The sequence below is a fragment of the Methyloceanibacter stevinii genome (assembly GCF_001723355.1).
In the GTDB taxonomy this organism is placed as follows: domain Bacteria; phylum Pseudomonadota; class Alphaproteobacteria; order Rhizobiales; family Methyloligellaceae; genus Methyloceanibacter; species Methyloceanibacter stevinii.
Genome location: NZ_LPWE01000013.1, coordinates 1 through 18,058, shown reverse-complemented (window position 1 = coordinate 18,058; position 18,058 = coordinate 1). Strand labels below are relative to the sequence as shown.

Sequence of the window (18,058 nt, the reverse complement as noted above, 5' to 3'; positions counted from 1 at the left end):
ATTGTGCCTCCGATGCCCGGCGCCGATCTCACGCCAAGCCAACTCCCCCGCGTTGCGAAGCTGGCCTCGCCGCCCGATGACCGTGGCCTCTAGGGCGCGCCAATCGCGACCTTGGTCTCCTCGCCCCGCAGCCGCGCAATAATGGTGGCGCAGCACGCATCGCCCCAGACATTCACGCTGGTGCGGCACATATCGAGCACCCGATCAAAGACCATGAGCACGCCGATGGCTTCCACCGGCAAGCCAACGGCGGCGAGAATGATCGCGATCGCAACCAGCGATGCGGACGGGACCCCGGCAACGCCGATCGATGTCAGGAGCGCAATCGTGACGATCGTGAACTGCACGCCGAAGCTAAGTTCCAGCCCATAAGCCTGAGCCAGGAACATCGCCGCCGCGCATTCATAAAGCGCCGTCCCGTTCATGTTCACCGTGGCGCCCAGCGGCAAAACAAAGCTCGACACTTGGTTCGACACACCGACCTTCTCTTCGACCGTATCCATTGTGACCGGCAAGGTTGCCGAGGACGACGAGGTCGAGAAGGCTGTGAGCAAGGCCGGCGACATCGCCCGCATCGTCGCAAACGGTTTGACCCGGCCGACGAACCGCAAGAGCAGCGGCAACGTGATCAGCGAATGCAGAAGCAGCGCTGCGACAACCGCCAGCGCGAAATTGGCCAGCGGTCTCGCAGCCGCAAACCTGTTTGAGAGATCACCGCAGCGATGAGGGCAAACACGCCAATCGGTGCGAACTTCATGATGAACTCGGTCATGTGCATCATGACGTGAAAGACGCCATTCCAGAACTTGAACAAGGGCTCGGCATAGTCGTGCTGGAGCCTCGTCATGAAGAAACCGAACAGAATGGCAAAGAAGATCAGCCCGAGCATCTGCCCCTCGGCCGCCGCCATGACGATATTCGGCGGAACCAGGCGCTTGAACAATTCCACGACGTCGCCCACGCCCCTCCCTTCGATCCTGTCGCTGATGTCTTCGGGTGGCGCCTCGAGCGCCAGAATGTCGCCGGCGGGTTGGCCGTCGACATGGCCGGGCGTCATGATGTTGATCGTGATGAGGCCGATCAGAATAGCGGCCAGCGTCGTCACCGCATAAAAGAGCAATGTACGTATGCCGAGCGCGCCGATATTGCCGCCGGATCCGATCCCGGCAACGCCGACGATGATCGACGACGTAATCAGCGGCACGATGATCATCTTCAGGGCGTTGAGAAAGATCGCGCCGACAAACTCGAACACCGAAACAAAGCTGACGCCGAAGAACCCCGGCGCGAAAGTGTCGGTGGTGACTTGCCTGACGATCGACCCGACGACGGCCGCAAGAACGATGGCGATGAGTATTTGCCAATGGAGTGCAAGCTTGCGCACCGAGATTTCTCCTCAAGCGGGCCGAAAGGAAGCGGTTCGAGTGCCGCATCTCTATCGCCTCGGTGTCAACCGTGAATGTCGGCTCAGCGCCGAATGAGGAACTCGATCGGCAGCACGAGATGGACCTGCTCGCCGGGCTGCCGGTCCGGCGGCTCCGGAAACGGGCTCGCCCGGCGCAGCACGGCCAATGCCTCTTCGTCCAAGGGCTCCGACCCCGATCCGCGAATGAGCCGCGCATCCACCAGCTTGCCCGCCGCGCGATCTTGAACTCGACCTTGGTTACACCCTGAACGCCGCGGGCGCGCGCGGCCGCGGGGTAGCGCTTGTACCGGTTGAGGTGGAACAGGATTTCCTTTTGCCACGCGATCTCGGCGGGGTTGGAACGGATATTCGCGCCAAGGGATTGCGCCGTGATGGTCTCACCGGGAACCGCATCCAATTTCGGCGGCGCCGTGGCGACCGCCGCGGCTGCATTCAACTCGATGCCCGGCTGAGCCTCGCGCAGCGTGTCGACCGTTTCGGCCTCCTGCACCGTCTCCACCATTTCGGCCTTGGGCAATGCGACCTCGGGGTCCGGCGCCAGGGGCGCCTCCGCGAGCTCGGGAAACTCGGACTCTTCGGGCACGGCTTCGTCGATGGGCTGAAGCGTCGGCACCGACTCCCGCAAAAGGGGGCCGATGGCGAGGTCCTCAGGCCGGAGCGGCGCGACCGCCATCGCGGAGAGTTCCATCACCACCGCACCGGCAGGATCCGGCTCGACCTCTTTCGGCCAGGTGACCGTCGCCGCGATCCCTCCCCCCACATGAAGGACGAGGATCAGCGCCGCAATCTCGCACCACCGGTGGAAGCTCGGGGCGCTTTCCTTGAAGACATCGCTATGGAGCGTCAACGTGCTGCTGCCCCTCGCCCACCGTCGTACCCTCGAGGCCGACCAGCGCCACCTTGAGATAGCCGGCGGCGCGCAGAAGGTTCATGACCTCCATCAGCTCGCTATAGGGCACGGTCTTGTCCGCCCGAAGAAACACGCGGCGCTTCCGGTCCCCGTTCGTCTCCTTGTCGAGTGCGGCGGCCATGCCGCCGCGCGCCAAGGTGTCGTTGCCGACCGCGATCGTGAAGTCCGACTTGATGGTCAGGTAGAGCGGCTTATCCGGCTTCTTCTTCGGGGCGGCCGTCGAGACCGGCAGATCCACAGGAACGTCGACCGTCGACAGCGGCGCCGCCACCATGAAGATGATCAGGAGAACCAGCATCACGTCGATGAACGGCGTGACGTTGATCTCGCCGTTCTCCGTGAGATCCTCGCCGTCGTCGTTGAACTTCATCGACATCGCGCTACTCCGCCGCCGCCTGAATCTCAGGCTTGTCCGTGCTCGGTGACGCATCAAGGTCGCGCGAAAGCTGCCGCATGACCTCGGCCGCGCCGTCGCTTACGAGCGCGCGGTAGCCCGCGATCGACCGGGCGAAGTAGTTGTAGACGATCACCGCCGGGATGGCCGCGACCAGTCCCAGAGCCGTCGCCAGCAGCGCTTCGGCGATGCCGGGTGCCACCACGGCAAGGTTGGTCGTCTGTGCTTTCGAGATGCCGATGAAGCTGTTCATGATGCCCCAGACCGTGCCGAACAGACCGACAAACGGCGCCGTCGAGCCGATCGTGGCCAGCACGCCCGTGCCCGCGTTCATCTGACGGACCGCGGCGACACGCAGCCCGTCGAGACGCGACTCCACTCGCTCCTTTATCCCGGCCGCGTCCGCGCCGCCCTGAGAGAGTTTCAGTTCCGTCCTCGCGGCGTCGACGAACGCGGGAACCACCCCGCGCGCCTTCCCGAGTCGCCGCGCGGAGCCGGCCAGGGACGTCTCTTTGGCGATGAGTCCCAGCGCACGACGCGCCTTGCCTCCGGCCGCCGACAGCTCCAGCGACTTGGCCAGGAACACCGTCCAGGTGACAATCGATGCGATGACCAGCCCGATCATCACCGCCTTCACCATGATGTCCGCGGCCATGAACATGCCCCACGGAGATAGATTATGCGGAAGGGTGTCGCCCTCGCTTACGGCCGTCTCGTCGTCGGCAGGCTCGGACTGTTCCGGTGTCGCCTCGGGCTCCGGAACGGCCTCAGAAGCAGAGGACTCGCTGTCCGGCGGCGGCGCTCCTCGGACTGCAAGGGGGTCTCGCCGAGCGGCGAAACCGGCACTCGCGCGCGGATTGCGGTGCCTCCTGCGCATAGGCGGCAGGCACAACGATGGGTGCAAGCGGGCTCGGAATTCCTCCGAAAACCCACGCGAGAAGCGTAAGAAGGCTGGCAGCACTGAGCGCGGGCCGCCTCCCGAAATTCAAGAAGCGCACTAATATTCTCCAACGCCCAGCACCGCTCTCTTCTCCCACCGACCTGGGTCTGTCAAGACCCGGCCCTGGCTGCACGTGTGCGAACGTGGGCGCCTGCGCGAAGCACCGAAGGCCTGCGAGCATTCATTCTCGCCCGCGTTGGCTCGCTAAACGCTGTGTCAGCGGCGCCAATGGCCCTAGCCGCATTGCACCTTGTGAGTGCATCTGCGACCAAATATACTTAGATGATTATTTCCCCGCGACCGTAGAATTGAAGCCTCTGAGAAGGTCTAAAGCAGACCTGGATACTAATTGGTATGCTTTCGACTCTTGATCCCCCCGCAGTACTGTTCCGAGAATGCGTTGCTGAACAAGTTGTCGCACAACAGCTCTCAACAAACTTGTTGAGGAGAATTCAGTACTGATCTGAACACCCCTCCGTCTACGCTTAACGGAAGGTTAATGGGTCAAAGACCCGGCCTTTTGGAAGTGATTGGGGGGTTAAATTGAGGATTTTCGCTAAGACGGCTGCCGTTACTGGCAGCCTGCTCGGTTATGTTCGCTTTCACTCGGCTGCGCTGCTTCTTGTAACAGCGTGCACGGGTCTAGGCATCGCCAAGGCGCAAGAGGCCTCACCGACCGTCTCGGAGTCGTCCGCCGAGGTTTCAGAGTCTTCATCCGGCACCTCGGAGTCTTCAACGGAACCGTCGGACTCCGCCCCGACAGAACAGGCCGACACCGGGTCCGAGCCCGATGCACTCCAGGAAGCGGACACCGCTTCGGGCGTCGAACTCGACCCCATGGTGGTCGAAGGGCGCGAGCCCACGCCTGAGGCCGACCCGGCCCCGGCGGCTACGCCACGCCGCACCACCAGCTACGTTCGCACCCCGGCCCCACGGCAGCCTGTCGCTCCCGTTCGGACGGCCGTCCCCGCTCCGTTGACGTCCCGGCGCCGGAAGGCGTTAAAGACTCCCTCGCCGGAGGCGAGCCGACGGCGTACAGCCCCGTCGAAGGCTATGTGGCGACGCGCTCCGCGACGGGCACGAAAACCGACACGCCCCTCATCGAAACGCCGCAGTCCATCAGCGTCATCGGTGTAGAGCAAATGCAGGAGCAGGGCGTCCAGACCCTCGACGAAGCCGTTCGCTATACCCCTGGCGTTTTCGCCAACGGTTTCGGCGTCGACACACGGAACGACAACATCGTCATTCGCGGCACTGAGGGCTCGCTATTCGTCGACGGTTTGGCGAAAAGCATCCACGGCGGCTATTACTACAATACAATTCCAATCGAGCCTTACGCCCTCGAGCGCATCGAGGTTCTGCGCGGCCCATCCGCCATGCTGTACGGCGCCACGAGCGTCGGCGGCATCGTGAACGGCATTTCGAAGCGCCCAACGCTCGAGCCTCTGCCGAAGCGGGCATCGACTACGGGTCGTTCGAGTTCAAGCAGCTCAGAGGCGACCTCAGCGGCCCGATTTCCAAGGAGGCCGGTCTCTACTACCGCATCACCGGCCTTGGCCGCCTTTCGGAGACGCAAGTCGACTACGTCGACAACGACCGCTGGATGCTTCAGCCGTCGATTGCGTACCGGCCGGATGCGGATACCGAGGTTCTGCTGCTGGGTAATTTCCAACAGGACGACTCCGGCTCCTCGGCCCAGTTCTTCCCCCTGGAGGGAACGCTCTATCCGAACGCGCAAGGCCGCAAGATTCCCCCGAACACGTTTGCCGGCATTCCGACGGACTATTACGACACAGAGCAGGAATCCGGCACGCTCTTGGTCGACAAGAAGTTCGACAGCGGCCTGAAGTTCCACACAGGCATGCGCTACACGCACACCAAGAACCAATACGATTCCACTTACCCTGCAGGATTGACGAGTGCCCGGCTGAACATCCTCAACGGGCCGTTCGAGGAATTCCTCGGTGTGCCGCTGGTCATTCCCGACTACGCCCCGTATCTGAACGCCGACGAAACGGAGCTCGCCAGGTCTCGGTATGTGTCCGAGACGGACACACGCGTGTTCACCACGGACACGTACCTGACCGGCGAATTCGACACCGGGAAGCTCGAGCACGAAGTCACCGGCGGCGCCGACTATATGAGCTTCAGGGAGAGTTCCTCCGACATCAACCTGATCGACAATCTTCTGACCGCATCGGGCGTCAATCCGGCGACCATCCCGGCCGCCGAGGCATTGGCTTACGATCAGGCGTACTCGTTCATCCTGCCGCAGGTGAGGGCCGGCATCACGTCAGCCGTAGACGCGGAGCTGGCGCCGTTTCTTCCCTTCCTGCCGCCGGGCTATCGGGATTCGGTTCTCGCAGAGGCCCTCACGCAAGCGCCGGGCATTACGTCCGGGCTGTCGAACGACTATGTCGCGGGGCTCGGCATCGACCGCAACTACATACTCGACTTCGCCGGCTATCCGGGCACGCAGAAGAAGTACAACGTCTTCAAGGGCAATCATAAGCGCTCCAGCTATCAGGTTAACCTCGACAACCTGCAGCCCGTCAGCCCGAAAGACGTCAAACCGACACGGAACCCCAATCAGGCTCAGTACCAGACGGGCATCTACCTTCAGGATCAGATGCGTCTTGGAAACTGGATCGGCGTTGCGGGTATCCGGCAGGATTGGGTCAATATCGGGTTCGAAGGATCGCCCGACGATCACGAGCAAGCCGTCTCGGGCCGGGCCGCGCTCATGTACGAGTTCGACGCCGGGTTCGCACCCTACGTGTCCTGGTCGCAGTCCTTTACGCCTCAGCCGGGCGTGATCGTTTCCGACACGCTCTATGTCAGAACAAACGGCCGGGGTGCGACACCACGCGAAGGCAATCAGATCGAGGTCGGCCTGAAGATCCAGCCGCGCGGATCGCAATTCGCCGTGAATCTCGCTGCTTACGAGATCGAAGAAGAGAATCTCACCGTGTCGCCGGACACGCTCTTCGAGACTTTGATCGGCGCCGCGCGGCGGATCAGGGGCTTCGAGTTCGAGGCGATCGGCAACCTCACCCCCGAGCTCAAGGTGATCGCGTCCTACACCTACACGGACTCCGAATTCACCGACTATCCCGATCCGCTCGGCTACAAGATCGGTACCGAAGATCCGAACATGCCGGAACACTTGGCGTCCCTCTGGGGCATCTACACGTTCGGTGGGGGCTTCCTCGAAGGCGTGTCGGTCGGCGGTGGCGTCCGCTACATCGGCGAGGTCACGGACGTAGGCGAGGACCTGTTGACCGGGCTGCAGTACACGGTCACGACGCCCGACGTCACGTTGTTCGATGCCTCGATCGGCTACGAAACCGAGCATTGGCGGCTGGCCGTTACCGGACAGAACATCGCGGACACGGAGTATCTCGTGTCGTGCGGCGCGTTCAGCCTCACCTGCGGCATTGGCCAAGCACGCACGATTATCGGCAGCGCGACATACAGATACTGATCCGCGCTCAAGACTAAGGTTCCGGCGCTCACCCCCTGCCCCATGCGGTGGCGGGTGGGCACCGCTGCATGAGACGGCTGGGAAAGAAGGCGAAAGATGTTTGAGGGAGTTCGGAGTTGGGCCTGATCGCGGTGGCCGTTGGCCTGCTCGCCACGGGTATCGCACTCCTAAGGTGGGCTTGGCTCGCGAAACGACGCAACGGCATGACGGCCGTCGTCCTAACCGGCTGGCTTGCGATCGGCGCAAGCTTCGCCATCTTCGCGGACGCGTTTGGGGGCGAGCGCGGAACGGCCTTTGCCTGATCGTCTTCTCGCTGGTGGCACTGCTCGGCGTCGGCGCTACGGTTCAGTTCCGTGAGAGGCGCTCCAATGGACGCGACAAGCCGGCGGAACCCGAGCAGCGCAACACCAATTGGACGCGGGCGATCGCCAAGAGCCTGTTGGCCATCGTGCTTGCGGGCGCTGCGTCGATCGGTGTCGGCGTCGCCTTCGCCGTTGCCATGCCCATGCCCGCAACGGACAAGATGGTCATCGGCGGCATCATGGTTCCGGTGCTGTGGGGCGCGGGCATGGCTTGGACGCTGGCCGACTCGAAGCTCCTGCGGGCAACTGCCATCCTCTTCGCCATCTGCGTTGCCGGCTATGGGATCGCCTTCCTCCCGAGCCTCCTTTCATGACCGACACATCGAGTTCAAACAACGCGCCCCGTAAGAAGAACTGGCTCTCGCCGGACTTCGTGCGCGCCATGCTGGCCGGCCACTCCGCGCTCGGCCTCGCCTTTGCGGCGCTCATCTACATCGTATGTCTGTCGGGAACGCTTGCTGTGTTCGTGCTCGAGTTCAAGCGCTGGGAACAACCCAATGCCCCGCTGGTCGCCACGGAGCCCGCGCCGGCGGCACTCGAAGCCGCCATGCGCGCGGCCTATGGCCGTGCGAAGATGGGCTCGAAGGTCCCCGACCTCTTCCTCGCGTGGGACGGATCGCGAACGCTTCATTTCGACGTCAGCTTCCACGACCATGAGAGCAGCGCCCAGGGCGAATGGCTCGCCAACGAGCAAGGTCGGATCGTCGACAAGGCTCATGCACCTTGGTCCGAATTTCTCGCCAAGCTGCATATCCATCTGCATCTGCCGCAAACCTATGGCCTGTTCATCGTCGGGCTAACCGGCGTCGCACTCCTCTCCTCGCTGATTTCGGGCGTGCTGTCCCACCCGAGAATATTCCGCGACGCCTTTTCGTTTCGCTTGGGCGGGTCACGCCGGCTGCAGGATGCCGATTTGCACAACAGGCTCGGCGTGTGGGGGCTGCCTTTTCACATTGCCGTTTCGCTGACCGGCGCCCTTCTGGGCTTGTCCGTCCTGGTCATCGGGGTGCTGGCGCTGGCGGCGTATGAAGGCGACTCCGAAAAGGCATTCGCGGTGCTCATCGGTCCGCAAGCGGGCAAGGATCACAAGTTGGCGCCGCTCCCCGATCTCGACGCCATGATCTCGCATGTGAGGAAGGAGCACCCCGAGGCGGAGTTCAGAAGCGTCCACGTCGAACATGCGGGCACCGCCGGGCAGATGACCCATCTGTCCATGCAGACGCCTGGGCATCTGTCGTCAGCAAACCCTTATTATTTCGACGGGTCCGGTGATCTCGTGGGGGATGGCGGCCTCGAGCGGGGGTCGGTGGGGCAGCAGATTCTCGGTGCGCTTCATCCGATCCATTTCGGGTGGTTCGGCGGCACGCTCGTCAAGATCGCTTACGGCCTGCTTGGGCTGGCGCTGACGATCGTCACGCATACCGGCGTGACCATCTGGCTTCACCGGAAGCGCGAAAAGGGAAATCCCGAACCGTTCTGGGAGCGGATCTGGGCCGCCCTCGCATGGAGCCAGCCCTTCGCGCTGGCCGCCACGGCTCTCGTTGTGCTCGCCGTCGCGTCTAATCTCGCACTCACGACCTATCTCGTGTGTTTCGGGCTTGCGCTCGTCATCGGCTACTTCGCCCCGGGGGAATCCGCCTGCGCCCGGATTTTGCGGCTCTTGACCGGGTTGACCTTGTGCGCCGTCGCCGCGGCGCATATCGCAACGTTCCGCAGTGAGGGCATGGCCGATCCAGTGTCCTGGATCATCGACGGGCTTCTGGCCGGTTGCGGCCTCATCCTGATGGCCGGCGTTCTGATTCCTCTCGCAAAGAAACAACTCCCCGGCCGGATGTTACGAAAGCCGACTTTCCCGAGTTTGTGAGCGCGCGTCCGCGCCTATGTCGTTGAGCGCTCCAAGGTTGGTGGGCCCGGCTGGACTCGAACCAGCAACCAGACGGTTATGAGCCGCCGGCTCTAACCAATTGAGCTACGGGCCCCCGATGTGCGAATGACGGATGATGATCCGAATGTCACACGCCGCGCGTAACGAGTCGTGCGCGGCAGAGGCTGGCCTTGTAGAGCGTTCTGCCCAGCCTCACAATTCCGCCTCATAACAGATTCCTTATGTGTCCCAAACTCAAGGACCACCTCGAAAGACCTGGAGCCTCCCATGACCTTTGCCCGCCCCCTTCGGATGCTTGTCCCAGCCATCGCCGTGCTCGCCGCCGCGCTTCCTCTCTCGGCTTCCGCAGCCGGCGCCAAGCGGACCATCACCCTGTCAGCCTCCGGGACCGTCAAGGCGGCGCCGGACATGGCGAGCATCTCCACAGGCGTAACCTCCGAAGGGCAGACCGCGCAGGACGCGCTGTCCAAGAACACGGACGCAATGACCAAGGTGGTCAGCACGCTCAAGGAGGCCGGCCTCAAGGCGAAGGACATCCAAACGACGGACTTCAACGTCTCGCCGGTCTACGAACGCAAAAAGGACGAACAGGCCGCGTTCATCACCGGCTATCGGGTCAGCAACAACGTCAACATCACCGTGCGCGACATCGACAAGCTCGGCGACGTCCTAGACAAGGTGGTGCAGGCGGGCGCCAATGAGATCAACTCGATCAGCTTCGGCATCGCCGAACCGGAAAAGATGAAGGACGAGGCCCGCAAGCTCGCCATGACCAACGCGATCGACAACGCCAAGCTCTACGCGGAAGCGGCCGGCGTGGAGCTCGGACCCGTCGTCAAGATTACCGAAAGCGGCGACTACACGCCCCGCCCCTATCGCGCCATGGCAACCGCGGCCCCGATGATGGCCGAAGCAAAGCAGGTCCCCGTGGAGGGCGGCACGATGTCGGTCGAAGCCAAAGTCCAGGTCTCTTGGGAACTCAGGTAGGGCTAACCTGGAATCCGGGAAAACGGTGCGCCTCGGGCGGTTTCGGACGAAACCGCCGAATCCCGCCGTCCCCCTGATCAGAATCAAGGTCGGCATTCGCGGCATCGTGTAGTCTTCCAGGATGATGTCATCACCCGGAAACTCCCCGGGCGTGGACGACATCCATGCCCAAGACCCGCATACCGAAGACCCGCACGCCCACGACCGGGCTTTGATGGTCACGCGCCATCTCGAGGCCCGCGGTATCAGCGACGCCCATGTGCTTGCCGCAATGGCCCAGGTGCCGCGCGAAGTCTTCGTGTCACAGCCCCTCTCCGAATTCGCCTATGAGGACTCGGCCCTGCCGATCGCGGCGGGGCAGACCATTTCGCAGCCCTATATCGTCGCGCGGATGATCGAACTGGCCGAGATCCGCCCCGGCGACACCGTCCTCGAGGTCGGAGCCGGTTCCGGATACGCCGCCGCCGTGATGGGCCGTATCGCGTCGTCCGTCTATGCCATTGAGCGACACGAAGAACTTGCCGACCTGGCGCGCGAGCGGGAGGCGCATCTTGGCTACGACAATGTCGACATCATCTGCGGCGACGGCACCAAAGGCTGGCCGCCGGAGGCACCGTTCGACGCGATCATCGTGTCGGCGGGCGGTCCCAAAGTTCCGGAGGCCTTGAAGCAGCAGCTCGCCATTGGCGGCCGTCTCGTCATCCCCGTCGGCCGTGACGTGTACCAGACCCTCATTCGCGTACGCCGTACCGGAGAGGATACGTTCGAGCAGGAAGACCATGGCGGGGTGACCTTCGTTCCCCTTATCGGTGAAGAAGCTGGGAGGCCCCACGCCAAGCCAAGGCGGAAACCCAAATTGATTCCGAAACGTCTGGTTTTGCCAATGGGTTGTTGAAGCCCGCGCCGCAGGCACGGGCTCCCCGCACGAGCCTCAGCCACGTGATCGCCGGCGCGGCGGAACCGTTTGCTAACTTCACCGAACTGACCGCGCTCGCGGAGCGCTTCGCGGACCGGCGCGTCGTGCTTCTCGGCGAGGCGACGCACGGCACCGCCGAATTCTACGAAGCGCGTGCCCACATCACCGAGATGCTCGTCGCAAAACATGGCTTCAATGTCGTTGCCGTGGAGGCCGACTGGCCGGACGCTGCGGTCTACGACGCTTTCGTGCGTGGCCTTCCCAGGCCTGAGACTCCCGCCAGCGCATTCACCCGTTTCCCCGCCTGGATGTGGCGCAACGGTCAGGTCAATGGTTTCCTGCAACGGCTGAAGGCCATCAACGAGACCATCACCGACCCCGACAAGCGCGCAGGGTTTTACGGGCTCGACGTCTACAGCCTGGCGACCTCGATCGGCGCGGTCCTCAACTATCTGGACAATGTCGATCCTGAAACCGCCCGCATCGCACGCGAGCGCTACGGCTGCCTGGCGCCGTTCCGCTCGGACCCGGCCCGTTATGGCCGCATGGCGCTGTCGCAGGGCTATGCCGTATGCGAGAAGCCCGTAACCCAGGCCCTGGTCGATCTATTGAAGAAGCGTCTGGGCTATCTTGCCCGCGACGGCAGCGCCTTTTTCAATGCGGAGCAGAACGCCCGCATCGTCGTTGCCGCCGAGCAATACTACCGCATCATGTATTACGGCGCCGCGCAGTCATGGAACCTGCGGGACCAGCACATGTTCGACACGCTGGAGCGCGTTCTGGAGCACCGCGGTCCCGACGCGAAGGCTGTGGTTTGGGCCCACAACTCCCATATCGGCAATGCGGAGTTCACCGAGATGGGCCAGGTACGCGGTGAGCTGAATATCGGTCAGCTGGCGCGTGCGCGTTTTGGCAAGGAGTGTGCGCTTATCGGTTTCGGCACGGATCGCGGCACGGTCGCTGCCGCCTCCAACTGGGACGAGCCCATGGAGATCAAGCGCGTGCGCCCTGCCCGGAACGACTCCTATGAGGGACGCTCCCGCGACGCCGGCATCGAGGCCTTCTTCCTGGAGACGGGCGCGGGACAAACGGACAGCGTGCGTGAGGCGCTTGCCGAACCCATGCTGGAACGGGCCATCGGCGTCATCTACCGGCCGGAGACGGAACTGCTGTCGCACTACTTCCAGGCGGAACTGTCGAAACAGTTCGACGCGTGGATCTGGTTCACCGAAACCCAGGCCGTCGATGCAAGGCCGCAAGCCCATCCTCATGGGCCCGACGAAACCTATCCGTTTGGTCTGTAGGCGTATTCGCGTGGCGCGCTTCTAAGACGTCGAGACGATCTCGTTGCCTTCGCCGAGCAAGACCACGCTGGGATGATAGTTGCGGGCTTCCTCCGCCGGGAGCTGGCAATAGGCGACGATGATGACCTTGTCGCCCTTCTGTACGAGACGGGACGCGGCACCGTTCACGGCAATCTCTGACGAGCCGCGCGGAGCCTCGATAGCGTAGGTGGTGAAGCGTGCGCCGGTGTTGATGTTCAGCACATCCACCTGCTCATGGGGCAGGATGCCGGACGCATCAAGCAGGTCCCGATCGATCCCGATCGAGCCTTCATAATGCAAATCGGCGCCGGTCACCGTGGCCCGGTGCAGCTTTGTCTTCAACATGGTCAGGAACAATTGTTCGCCCCAAGATTCCTAATATGAATCCCAAGCAGGCCCTTCCGAGGACCCATTGCTCTCGTTTGTGGATATAGAGCAAGAGTGGAGGTGTTGCAACGCAACATCCGCGCGAATCTGCGATTTTCTACCCGTCAATTGTGACAGTTCTAGAAAAAAATCCACAGTTACCCGGCGTTAGCGGGCGCAATATCGGCATTGTGCCGCAGGGCCCACAGACGCTTCGCTGCCGGAATTCCGCGCAAATCGTGCAAGCCCATATCGTTCAACCTGAGGCCCGCGTCGGGCCGCGCGCGGCTCACCACCTGGTCCGTCGCCACGATCGGCTGGCCCAATAGCTTCGACATGTCTTGAGTCCGGGCGACCTCGTTCACGGCGCGGCCGATGACGCCGAATTTCAAACGCTCGCGCGTGCCCGCATTGCCGAACACCACATCGCCGAAATGGACGCCGACGCCGAAATTGATCTCGACGGCGCATTTGCACTCGGCCGCCTTGGCCTCGACCAGCCGCTCCTGCGCCTTGAGCGCCGCCCGCAAGGCGGACGTGGCCGCCGCTTCTTCGCCGGCCGCATCGGCCGGGAAGAAGGCGAGGATCGCGTCGCCCACAATGTCGAGCACCTGACCGCCCTCCTCGATCACGGCGCCGGCCGCACAATCGAAATAGACGTTCAGCAATTCGAGGAAACCCTCCACGGAAAGCTGGTCCGCAAGGCCCGTCGAGTTGCGCAAATCGCTGTACCACAGCGCCGCGGCGAGCCGTTCGCCGTCCCCGCGCTTGACCGTGCCGGACAGGATGCGCTCGCCCACCAGCGGCCCATGAAACGCGTTGAGGGTATTCTTCGCGATCTGATCCTTGATCATCACCCGCAAGGCCAGAGAAAGCGGCGCCAGGATCTGCTGCATGATGCAGACGTCCCGCTCCGAGAAGCCGGCGGGCGATTTCGTCGACCAGGACAGCGCCAGCCCGTCCGTGGTGCCGACCTGCATCGGCCCTTCCCCAAACGTGACCACGCGCGCGTAATAGCCGGTGAAGCCTTGGTCGCGCAGGCGCTGCAGCAGCGGGAACTTGTCGACCAGTGCGTCCCGGTCGATCCGCAATTGCAGTTCCGGAACCTGGCCCTTGATCATCCAGTAGAACGGGCTCAGCGTGAAATCCGGATTGTCCTCCGTAAGGGCTTGATAATACTCGACCTCCACGCCGTTCTCGGCCGTCCAGGCAATGGTCATGCCGTCGAACAGCGGGTGCAGGATACGAAAGCCAACCATCATCCGCGCCAGAGGCACGCCGGCCTGGGTCAGCCGGTCCATGACCGTCTGGATCAAATCGCCGATTGGGCGGTCGGTGAGCCCCGAGGCGATGATCGCATCGGCGATCTGCCCGGAGACGCACGCCTCCGTGTCGCTCGGCCCCAGCGGGGGCGGCGGCGCGTCCTTGAGATGGTGAATCAACGTATCCGTCATGACGCGGACCTTATCACGCATCCCGGTGTCCGCATCGGGGCCGATGCTCAAGTTTTTGTGGGCGCTACCGGCCTCTGGCCTACTTGAGCGCGCCTTATTTGCGCTACCGCGCTTCGCGCTACTTGAGCGCGATACGCCCTGCCGCCTAGAGGCTGCTTGAGGGCTTGATCGCTTGCCCTACCGCCTAGCGGCTGCTTGAGGGCTTGATCGCTTGCCCTACCGGCCTCCGGCCTACTTGAGCGCGGGGCGGGCTCGTTGCCCTACCGCCTAGCGGCTGCTCGAGCGAGAAACACCCAGAGCGCGTGAGACGAAACGCCGCTTGTTGCGCCGCAAAAACTTCACCATCCGGCCATGGCTTTTGCCCAAGCTATGCCTATCTCCAATGACAACAGCCGAGTGAATCGGCGGCACAGCCAAGGGAGCAGCGTCAAGGTCGGCCAAAGGGCCTCTGAAGAGGCCTAGCCTCTAAGAGGCTTTTTCGAGAAACAAGACCGGACGCAGAATTTATGGGCCAAGCCCACCATAACAGCCAAGCCCTTCGAGACGGCCAAACCGGGCAGACCCGCCGGGCCACTCGGATGAGCCATGCGCTCGACACCGACCCCGTGGGCGCTATCACGACGGGCGCCATCACGGCGCCTGCCATCAATGCGGCGCCCGCCGCCCGTGCGCCCATCAACAAGGTGTCGACGCTAACGTCGGCACGGCCCCTCTCGCCGCTGCGCGAAAGGCTCCTCCGCCGCAAGGTGACCATCGCCGGCAAGGACGGCCATCCCCATCTCGCCCGCCCCATTAACGAGACGGACGCAGGAAGGCTCATCCGCTGCTACGACGCCATGACGGACCGGGGCCGCTGGTTCCGCGTGCTGCATCACCTGCCCCATCTCACGCAAGACATGGCGCGCGACTTCTGCACGCCCGACCCCGAGCGCGATCTGTGCATCGTGCTGGAAGGCGACGGGCCGCTCGAAGGCGAGATCCTGGGCGGCGCACGCATCACCGGCAGCAAGGACGGCAAGACGGCCGAATATTCCGTGACGCTCCGCCCGGAAGCCGAAGGGCTCGGTCTCGCCCACAAGGCGCTCGAGCTCGTGTTCGAAGCGGCGCGCGAGATGGGCTACACCCATATCTGGGGCACGATCCATTCGGAGAATGGCCCCATGCTCCAACTCGCCCACAGCCTCAACCTGCATGTGCACCGCGACCCCAACGACGCCGCCCTGATGGTGTCCGAAGGGGATTTGTAAGAGTCTTCTTGTTGGCGCTACCGCCTAGCGGCTACTTGAGCTGGTTTGTTGGCGCTACCGGCCTAGCGGCCTGCTTGAGCGCGGTTGATTTGCGCTACCGGCCTTCCTATTTACCCTACCGCTTCGCTACTTGAGGGCGCGGCCTGCTTGGGCGCGGTTGATTAGCGCTACCGGCCTAGCGGCCTGCTTGAGCGCGATTTGCGCTGTCGCCTATGCGACGCTTTACTGTGACGTCCCGCTCTGGCCGCTGACCACGACGCGGTCTCTGCCGGTTTCCTTGGCCTCATAAAGCGCGGCATCGACGGCCTCGGTCAGCTTGTCGGCGCCGATGCGGTCCGTCGCAGCCGCCACGCCGGCGCTGACCGTCACATCGAGCACCGTGTCTTTGAACCGGAAACGACGCGACTTGACGGCTTGGCGGATGCGCTCCGCCGTCTCGGCCGCTTTCGTTATGTCCGCCGCCGCCAGCAGAATGGCGAATTCCTCGCCGCCGGTCCGGAACACTTTGTCGGTCGGCCGCACTTCGGACGCCATCACGTCCGCGATGCCCTGCAGCACCTCGTCGCCGGCGGCGTGCCCGTAGGTGTCGTTGATCGTCTTGAAATGATCGACATCGAGCGCGATCACCGCGCCCCGTTCGCCTAACCGCTGCGCGCGCGCAAACATCTCATCGAGCGCTTCGTCATAGGCCCGTCTGTTCAAGAGCCGGGTCAGGGCGTCGCGATGCGCCAGATCGGCCAAAACCTCTTCCGATTGACGCACGCGCCCGGCCATGCGGTTGAATTCCTCGGCAACACGGTGCAGTTCGGGAGGCACCGCCACATTGATACGGTGACTTCTGTCGCCTTCCGCAAATCGCGACGCGCCATCGACCAAGCGGTCGACACTGCCGGAAATGATCCGTCCAATGAGGATAATGCCGAAGATGGCGGTCAGGAGCGACACGCCGGCCGCGATGCCGCCGAGCCATATGGCACGCTCGTAGGAGCGCAGCGCGACCTCGTGGTCCTTCTCGATGTCCTGGGAAACCCGGTCGTAGACGGCCGACAGCTTGTCGACGGCGCTGAAGACATCGCCGTGGAACTGCTCGACCTTCTCGAGCACGCCCGGCCCCAAGTTTCCGCCAGACCTCGCAATAAGCTCTGCCGCATCATGGTCGGCCTTCGACCAATCCTCGTAGGCACGCCGAACCAGCTCTTGAGCCTCGGGTTCGGCGCGCAATGATTTGGTCAGCGCGGCAAATTCCGTCTCGATCCGCTTACGCAGCTCACGATACATCAGCGGCCGGGTCGCGCCGGCCCCGTCCACATACTCATCGACCGGACTGATGCTCTCCAAGATCGACAGGCGCAGCCGTTGCGTCGGCGCGATCTGCTCGTGATGGCGATAGGACACATCCTTGAACCCCGCGATCACGCCATGGTGGAGAAGGAAAAATCCCCCGACCGCGGACAGGGCGAGCGGCAGGATCGCGATCGCCAGACTGAAGCCCGTCCAAAACCGCAGCGATCTGGTCTTCAGGAGCGTGCTGAGCGACATGCTTCCTCTCTAGGCGACGGTGAGACTTTCGCCAGAGCAAAACACGGCGGCCCAAGAAATCCAATAAGCGGCCTGCTTGAGCGCACGACCCTAACGCGCCTTTGTCATCGCCCGGCTTGACCGGGCGATCCAGTACTCACCAATCTAGCGATGTGAAGGACCGTCGCTACTACGTCTACATTCTCGCGAGCCGCATCGGCGGCACGCTTTATGTCGGTGTGACCAACGATCTCATCCGGCGTGTTCATGAACACAGAACCAAAACCGCTGAAGGCTTCACAAAGCGATATGGCGTAGCGCGACTGGTCTACTTCGAACAGTTCGACGACATCACGGCCGCAATCGAGCGCGAAAAGCGGCTGAAGAAATGGAACCGGGCCTGGAAGATCGAGCTGATCGAGGAGCGTAACGCCAACTGGGACGACCTCTACCCATCAATCGCAACCACCTAAGCTTACTGGATGCCCGCATGTGTTTTATGCGCTACCGCGCTTCGCGCTACTTGAGCGCCGGTGCGGGTATGACAGCCGAGAAGGCACGCTAAAGCATCCCTCTTGTTTGTCATCGCCCGGCGTGACCGGGCGATCCAGTAATCCGTGACGTGCCGGATCACGACGGGCGGTGTCTACTGGATGCCCCGATCAGTCGGGGCATGACAGCCGAGAAGGCGCGCCAAGACCCCCGCTCCGTCCGGCACCAGGTTCACCAAAATCTCTCTACGTTTCCTAAGTCAGACCCGCGAAGCGGGGACTTCGTCCCGAAGGGACGTGCGGGGCGCTGGTCGGCCGCCGTCCGTTTTTGTTTGTTGGGCAGCCTTCCGGCG

The 18,058-nt window shown here is 63.1% G+C and carries 13 protein-coding genes, 1 tRNA gene and 3 pseudogenes; 9 read left to right on the top strand and 8 right to left on the bottom strand.

The window, feature by feature from the left end; genetic code table 11:
* Nucleotides 1-89 precede the first annotated feature (89 nt).
* From AUC70_RS18105 to exbB, 4 genes and pseudogenes are all read right to left on the bottom strand, one after another.
* A pseudogene (locus AUC70_RS18105) lies at nt 90-1,384 on the bottom strand (dicarboxylate/amino acid:cation symporter).
* Nucleotides 1,385-1,467: 83 nt separating this feature from the next.
* Nucleotides 1,468-1,746 carry a TonB family protein gene (locus tag AUC70_RS16400; RefSeq protein ID WP_158007440.1) on the bottom strand — a complete coding sequence of 93 codons (279 nt, stop codon included), beginning with the start codon at nt 1,744-1,746 and terminating at the stop codon, nt 1,468-1,470.
* 513 nt (nt 1,747-2,259) lie between these two features.
* Nucleotides 2,260-2,712: a TonB system transport protein ExbD gene (exbD, locus tag AUC70_RS12250; protein ID WP_069445141.1), complete on the bottom strand. Its 453-nt coding sequence runs from the start codon at nt 2,710-2,712 to the stop codon at nt 2,260-2,262.
* A gap of 4 nt (nt 2,713-2,716) precedes the next feature.
* Complete coding sequence (exbB, locus tag AUC70_RS12245) at nt 2,717-3,607, bottom strand: tonB-system energizer ExbB (RefSeq protein ID WP_083241534.1); 891 nt, start codon at nt 3,605-3,607, stop codon at nt 2,717-2,719.
* 1,118 nt (nt 3,608-4,725) lie between these two features.
* Between exbB and AUC70_RS18915 the strand changes: the two are divergent.
* The 5 genes and pseudogenes from AUC70_RS18915 to AUC70_RS12220 all read left to right on the top strand — a co-directional run.
* Nucleotides 4,726-5,067 (top strand): annotated as a pseudogene (locus AUC70_RS18915) (TonB-dependent receptor plug domain-containing protein); the annotation flags it as partial.
* A 206-nt stretch (nt 5,068-5,273) separates the two neighbouring features.
* Nucleotides 5,274-7,154 (top strand): TonB-dependent siderophore receptor, encoded by a 1,881-nt coding sequence (locus tag AUC70_RS12235; protein WP_069445139.1) that lies wholly within the window; start codon nt 5,274-5,276, stop codon nt 7,152-7,154.
* A gap of 116 nt (nt 7,155-7,270) precedes the next feature.
* Nucleotides 7,271-7,456, top strand: coding sequence for a hypothetical protein (locus AUC70_RS12230; protein ID WP_069445138.1), 186 nt, complete (start codon nt 7,271-7,273; stop codon nt 7,454-7,456).
* A gap of 14 nt (nt 7,457-7,470) precedes the next feature.
* Nucleotides 7,471-7,830, top strand: a complete 360-nt coding sequence (locus AUC70_RS12225) for a hypothetical protein (protein ID WP_069445137.1) — start codon at nt 7,471-7,473, stop codon at nt 7,828-7,830.
* Complete coding sequence (locus AUC70_RS12220; protein WP_069445136.1) at nt 7,827-9,380, top strand: PepSY-associated TM helix domain-containing protein; 1,554 nt, start codon at nt 7,827-7,829, stop codon at nt 9,378-9,380. The genes AUC70_RS12225 and AUC70_RS12220 overlap by 4 nt, the downstream gene beginning before the upstream one ends.
* A gap of 38 nt (nt 9,381-9,418) precedes the next feature.
* Here AUC70_RS12220 and AUC70_RS12215 read toward each other — a convergent pair.
* Nucleotides 9,419-9,495, bottom strand: a tRNA-Ile gene (locus AUC70_RS12215).
* A 173-nt stretch (nt 9,496-9,668) separates the two neighbouring features.
* Between AUC70_RS12215 and AUC70_RS12210 the strand changes: the two genes are divergently transcribed.
* Both AUC70_RS12210 and AUC70_RS12205 read left to right on the top strand, forming a co-directional pair.
* Nucleotides 9,669-10,388, top strand: coding sequence for an SIMPL domain-containing protein (locus tag AUC70_RS12210; protein ID WP_069445135.1), 720 nt, complete (start codon nt 9,669-9,671; stop codon nt 10,386-10,388).
* 214 nt (nt 10,389-10,602) lie between these two features.
* Nucleotides 10,603-12,608, top strand: a pseudogene (locus AUC70_RS12205) (protein-L-isoaspartate(D-aspartate) O-methyltransferase).
* A gap of 21 nt (nt 12,609-12,629) precedes the next feature.
* Here the strand turns inward: AUC70_RS12205 and panD are convergent.
* Nucleotides 12,630-12,974 (bottom strand): aspartate 1-decarboxylase, encoded by a 345-nt coding sequence (gene panD / locus AUC70_RS12200; protein ID WP_371515024.1) that lies wholly within the window; start codon nt 12,972-12,974, stop codon nt 12,630-12,632.
* A gap of 179 nt (nt 12,975-13,153) precedes the next feature.
* A complete protein-coding gene (locus AUC70_RS12195) occupies nt 13,154-14,470 on the bottom strand; it encodes an adenylate/guanylate cyclase domain-containing protein (protein WP_069445133.1) in 1,317 nt (438 codons plus the stop codon).
* Between the two features lie 557 nt (nt 14,471-15,027).
* Between AUC70_RS12195 and AUC70_RS12190 the strand changes: the two genes are divergently transcribed.
* Nucleotides 15,028-15,696: a GNAT family N-acetyltransferase gene (locus AUC70_RS12190; protein WP_069445132.1), complete on the top strand. Its 669-nt coding sequence runs from the start codon at nt 15,028-15,030 to the stop codon at nt 15,694-15,696.
* A 222-nt stretch (nt 15,697-15,918) separates the two neighbouring features.
* Here the strand turns inward: AUC70_RS12190 and AUC70_RS12185 are convergent, their stop codons facing one another.
* The gene (locus tag AUC70_RS12185; RefSeq protein ID WP_069445131.1) at nt 15,919-17,235 is read right to left on the bottom strand and encodes a GGDEF domain-containing protein; all 1,317 of its coding nucleotides are present in this window, start codon (nt 17,233-17,235) and stop codon (nt 15,919-15,921) included.
* A gap of 152 nt (nt 17,236-17,387) precedes the next feature.
* Here AUC70_RS12185 and AUC70_RS12180 point away from each other — a divergent pair, with 152 nt between their 5' ends.
* Nucleotides 17,388-17,687 carry a GIY-YIG nuclease family protein gene (locus AUC70_RS12180; protein WP_069445130.1) on the top strand — a complete coding sequence of 100 codons (300 nt, stop codon included), beginning with the start codon at nt 17,388-17,390 and terminating at the stop codon, nt 17,685-17,687.
* The last annotated feature ends 371 nt before the right edge of the window (nt 17,688-18,058 follow it).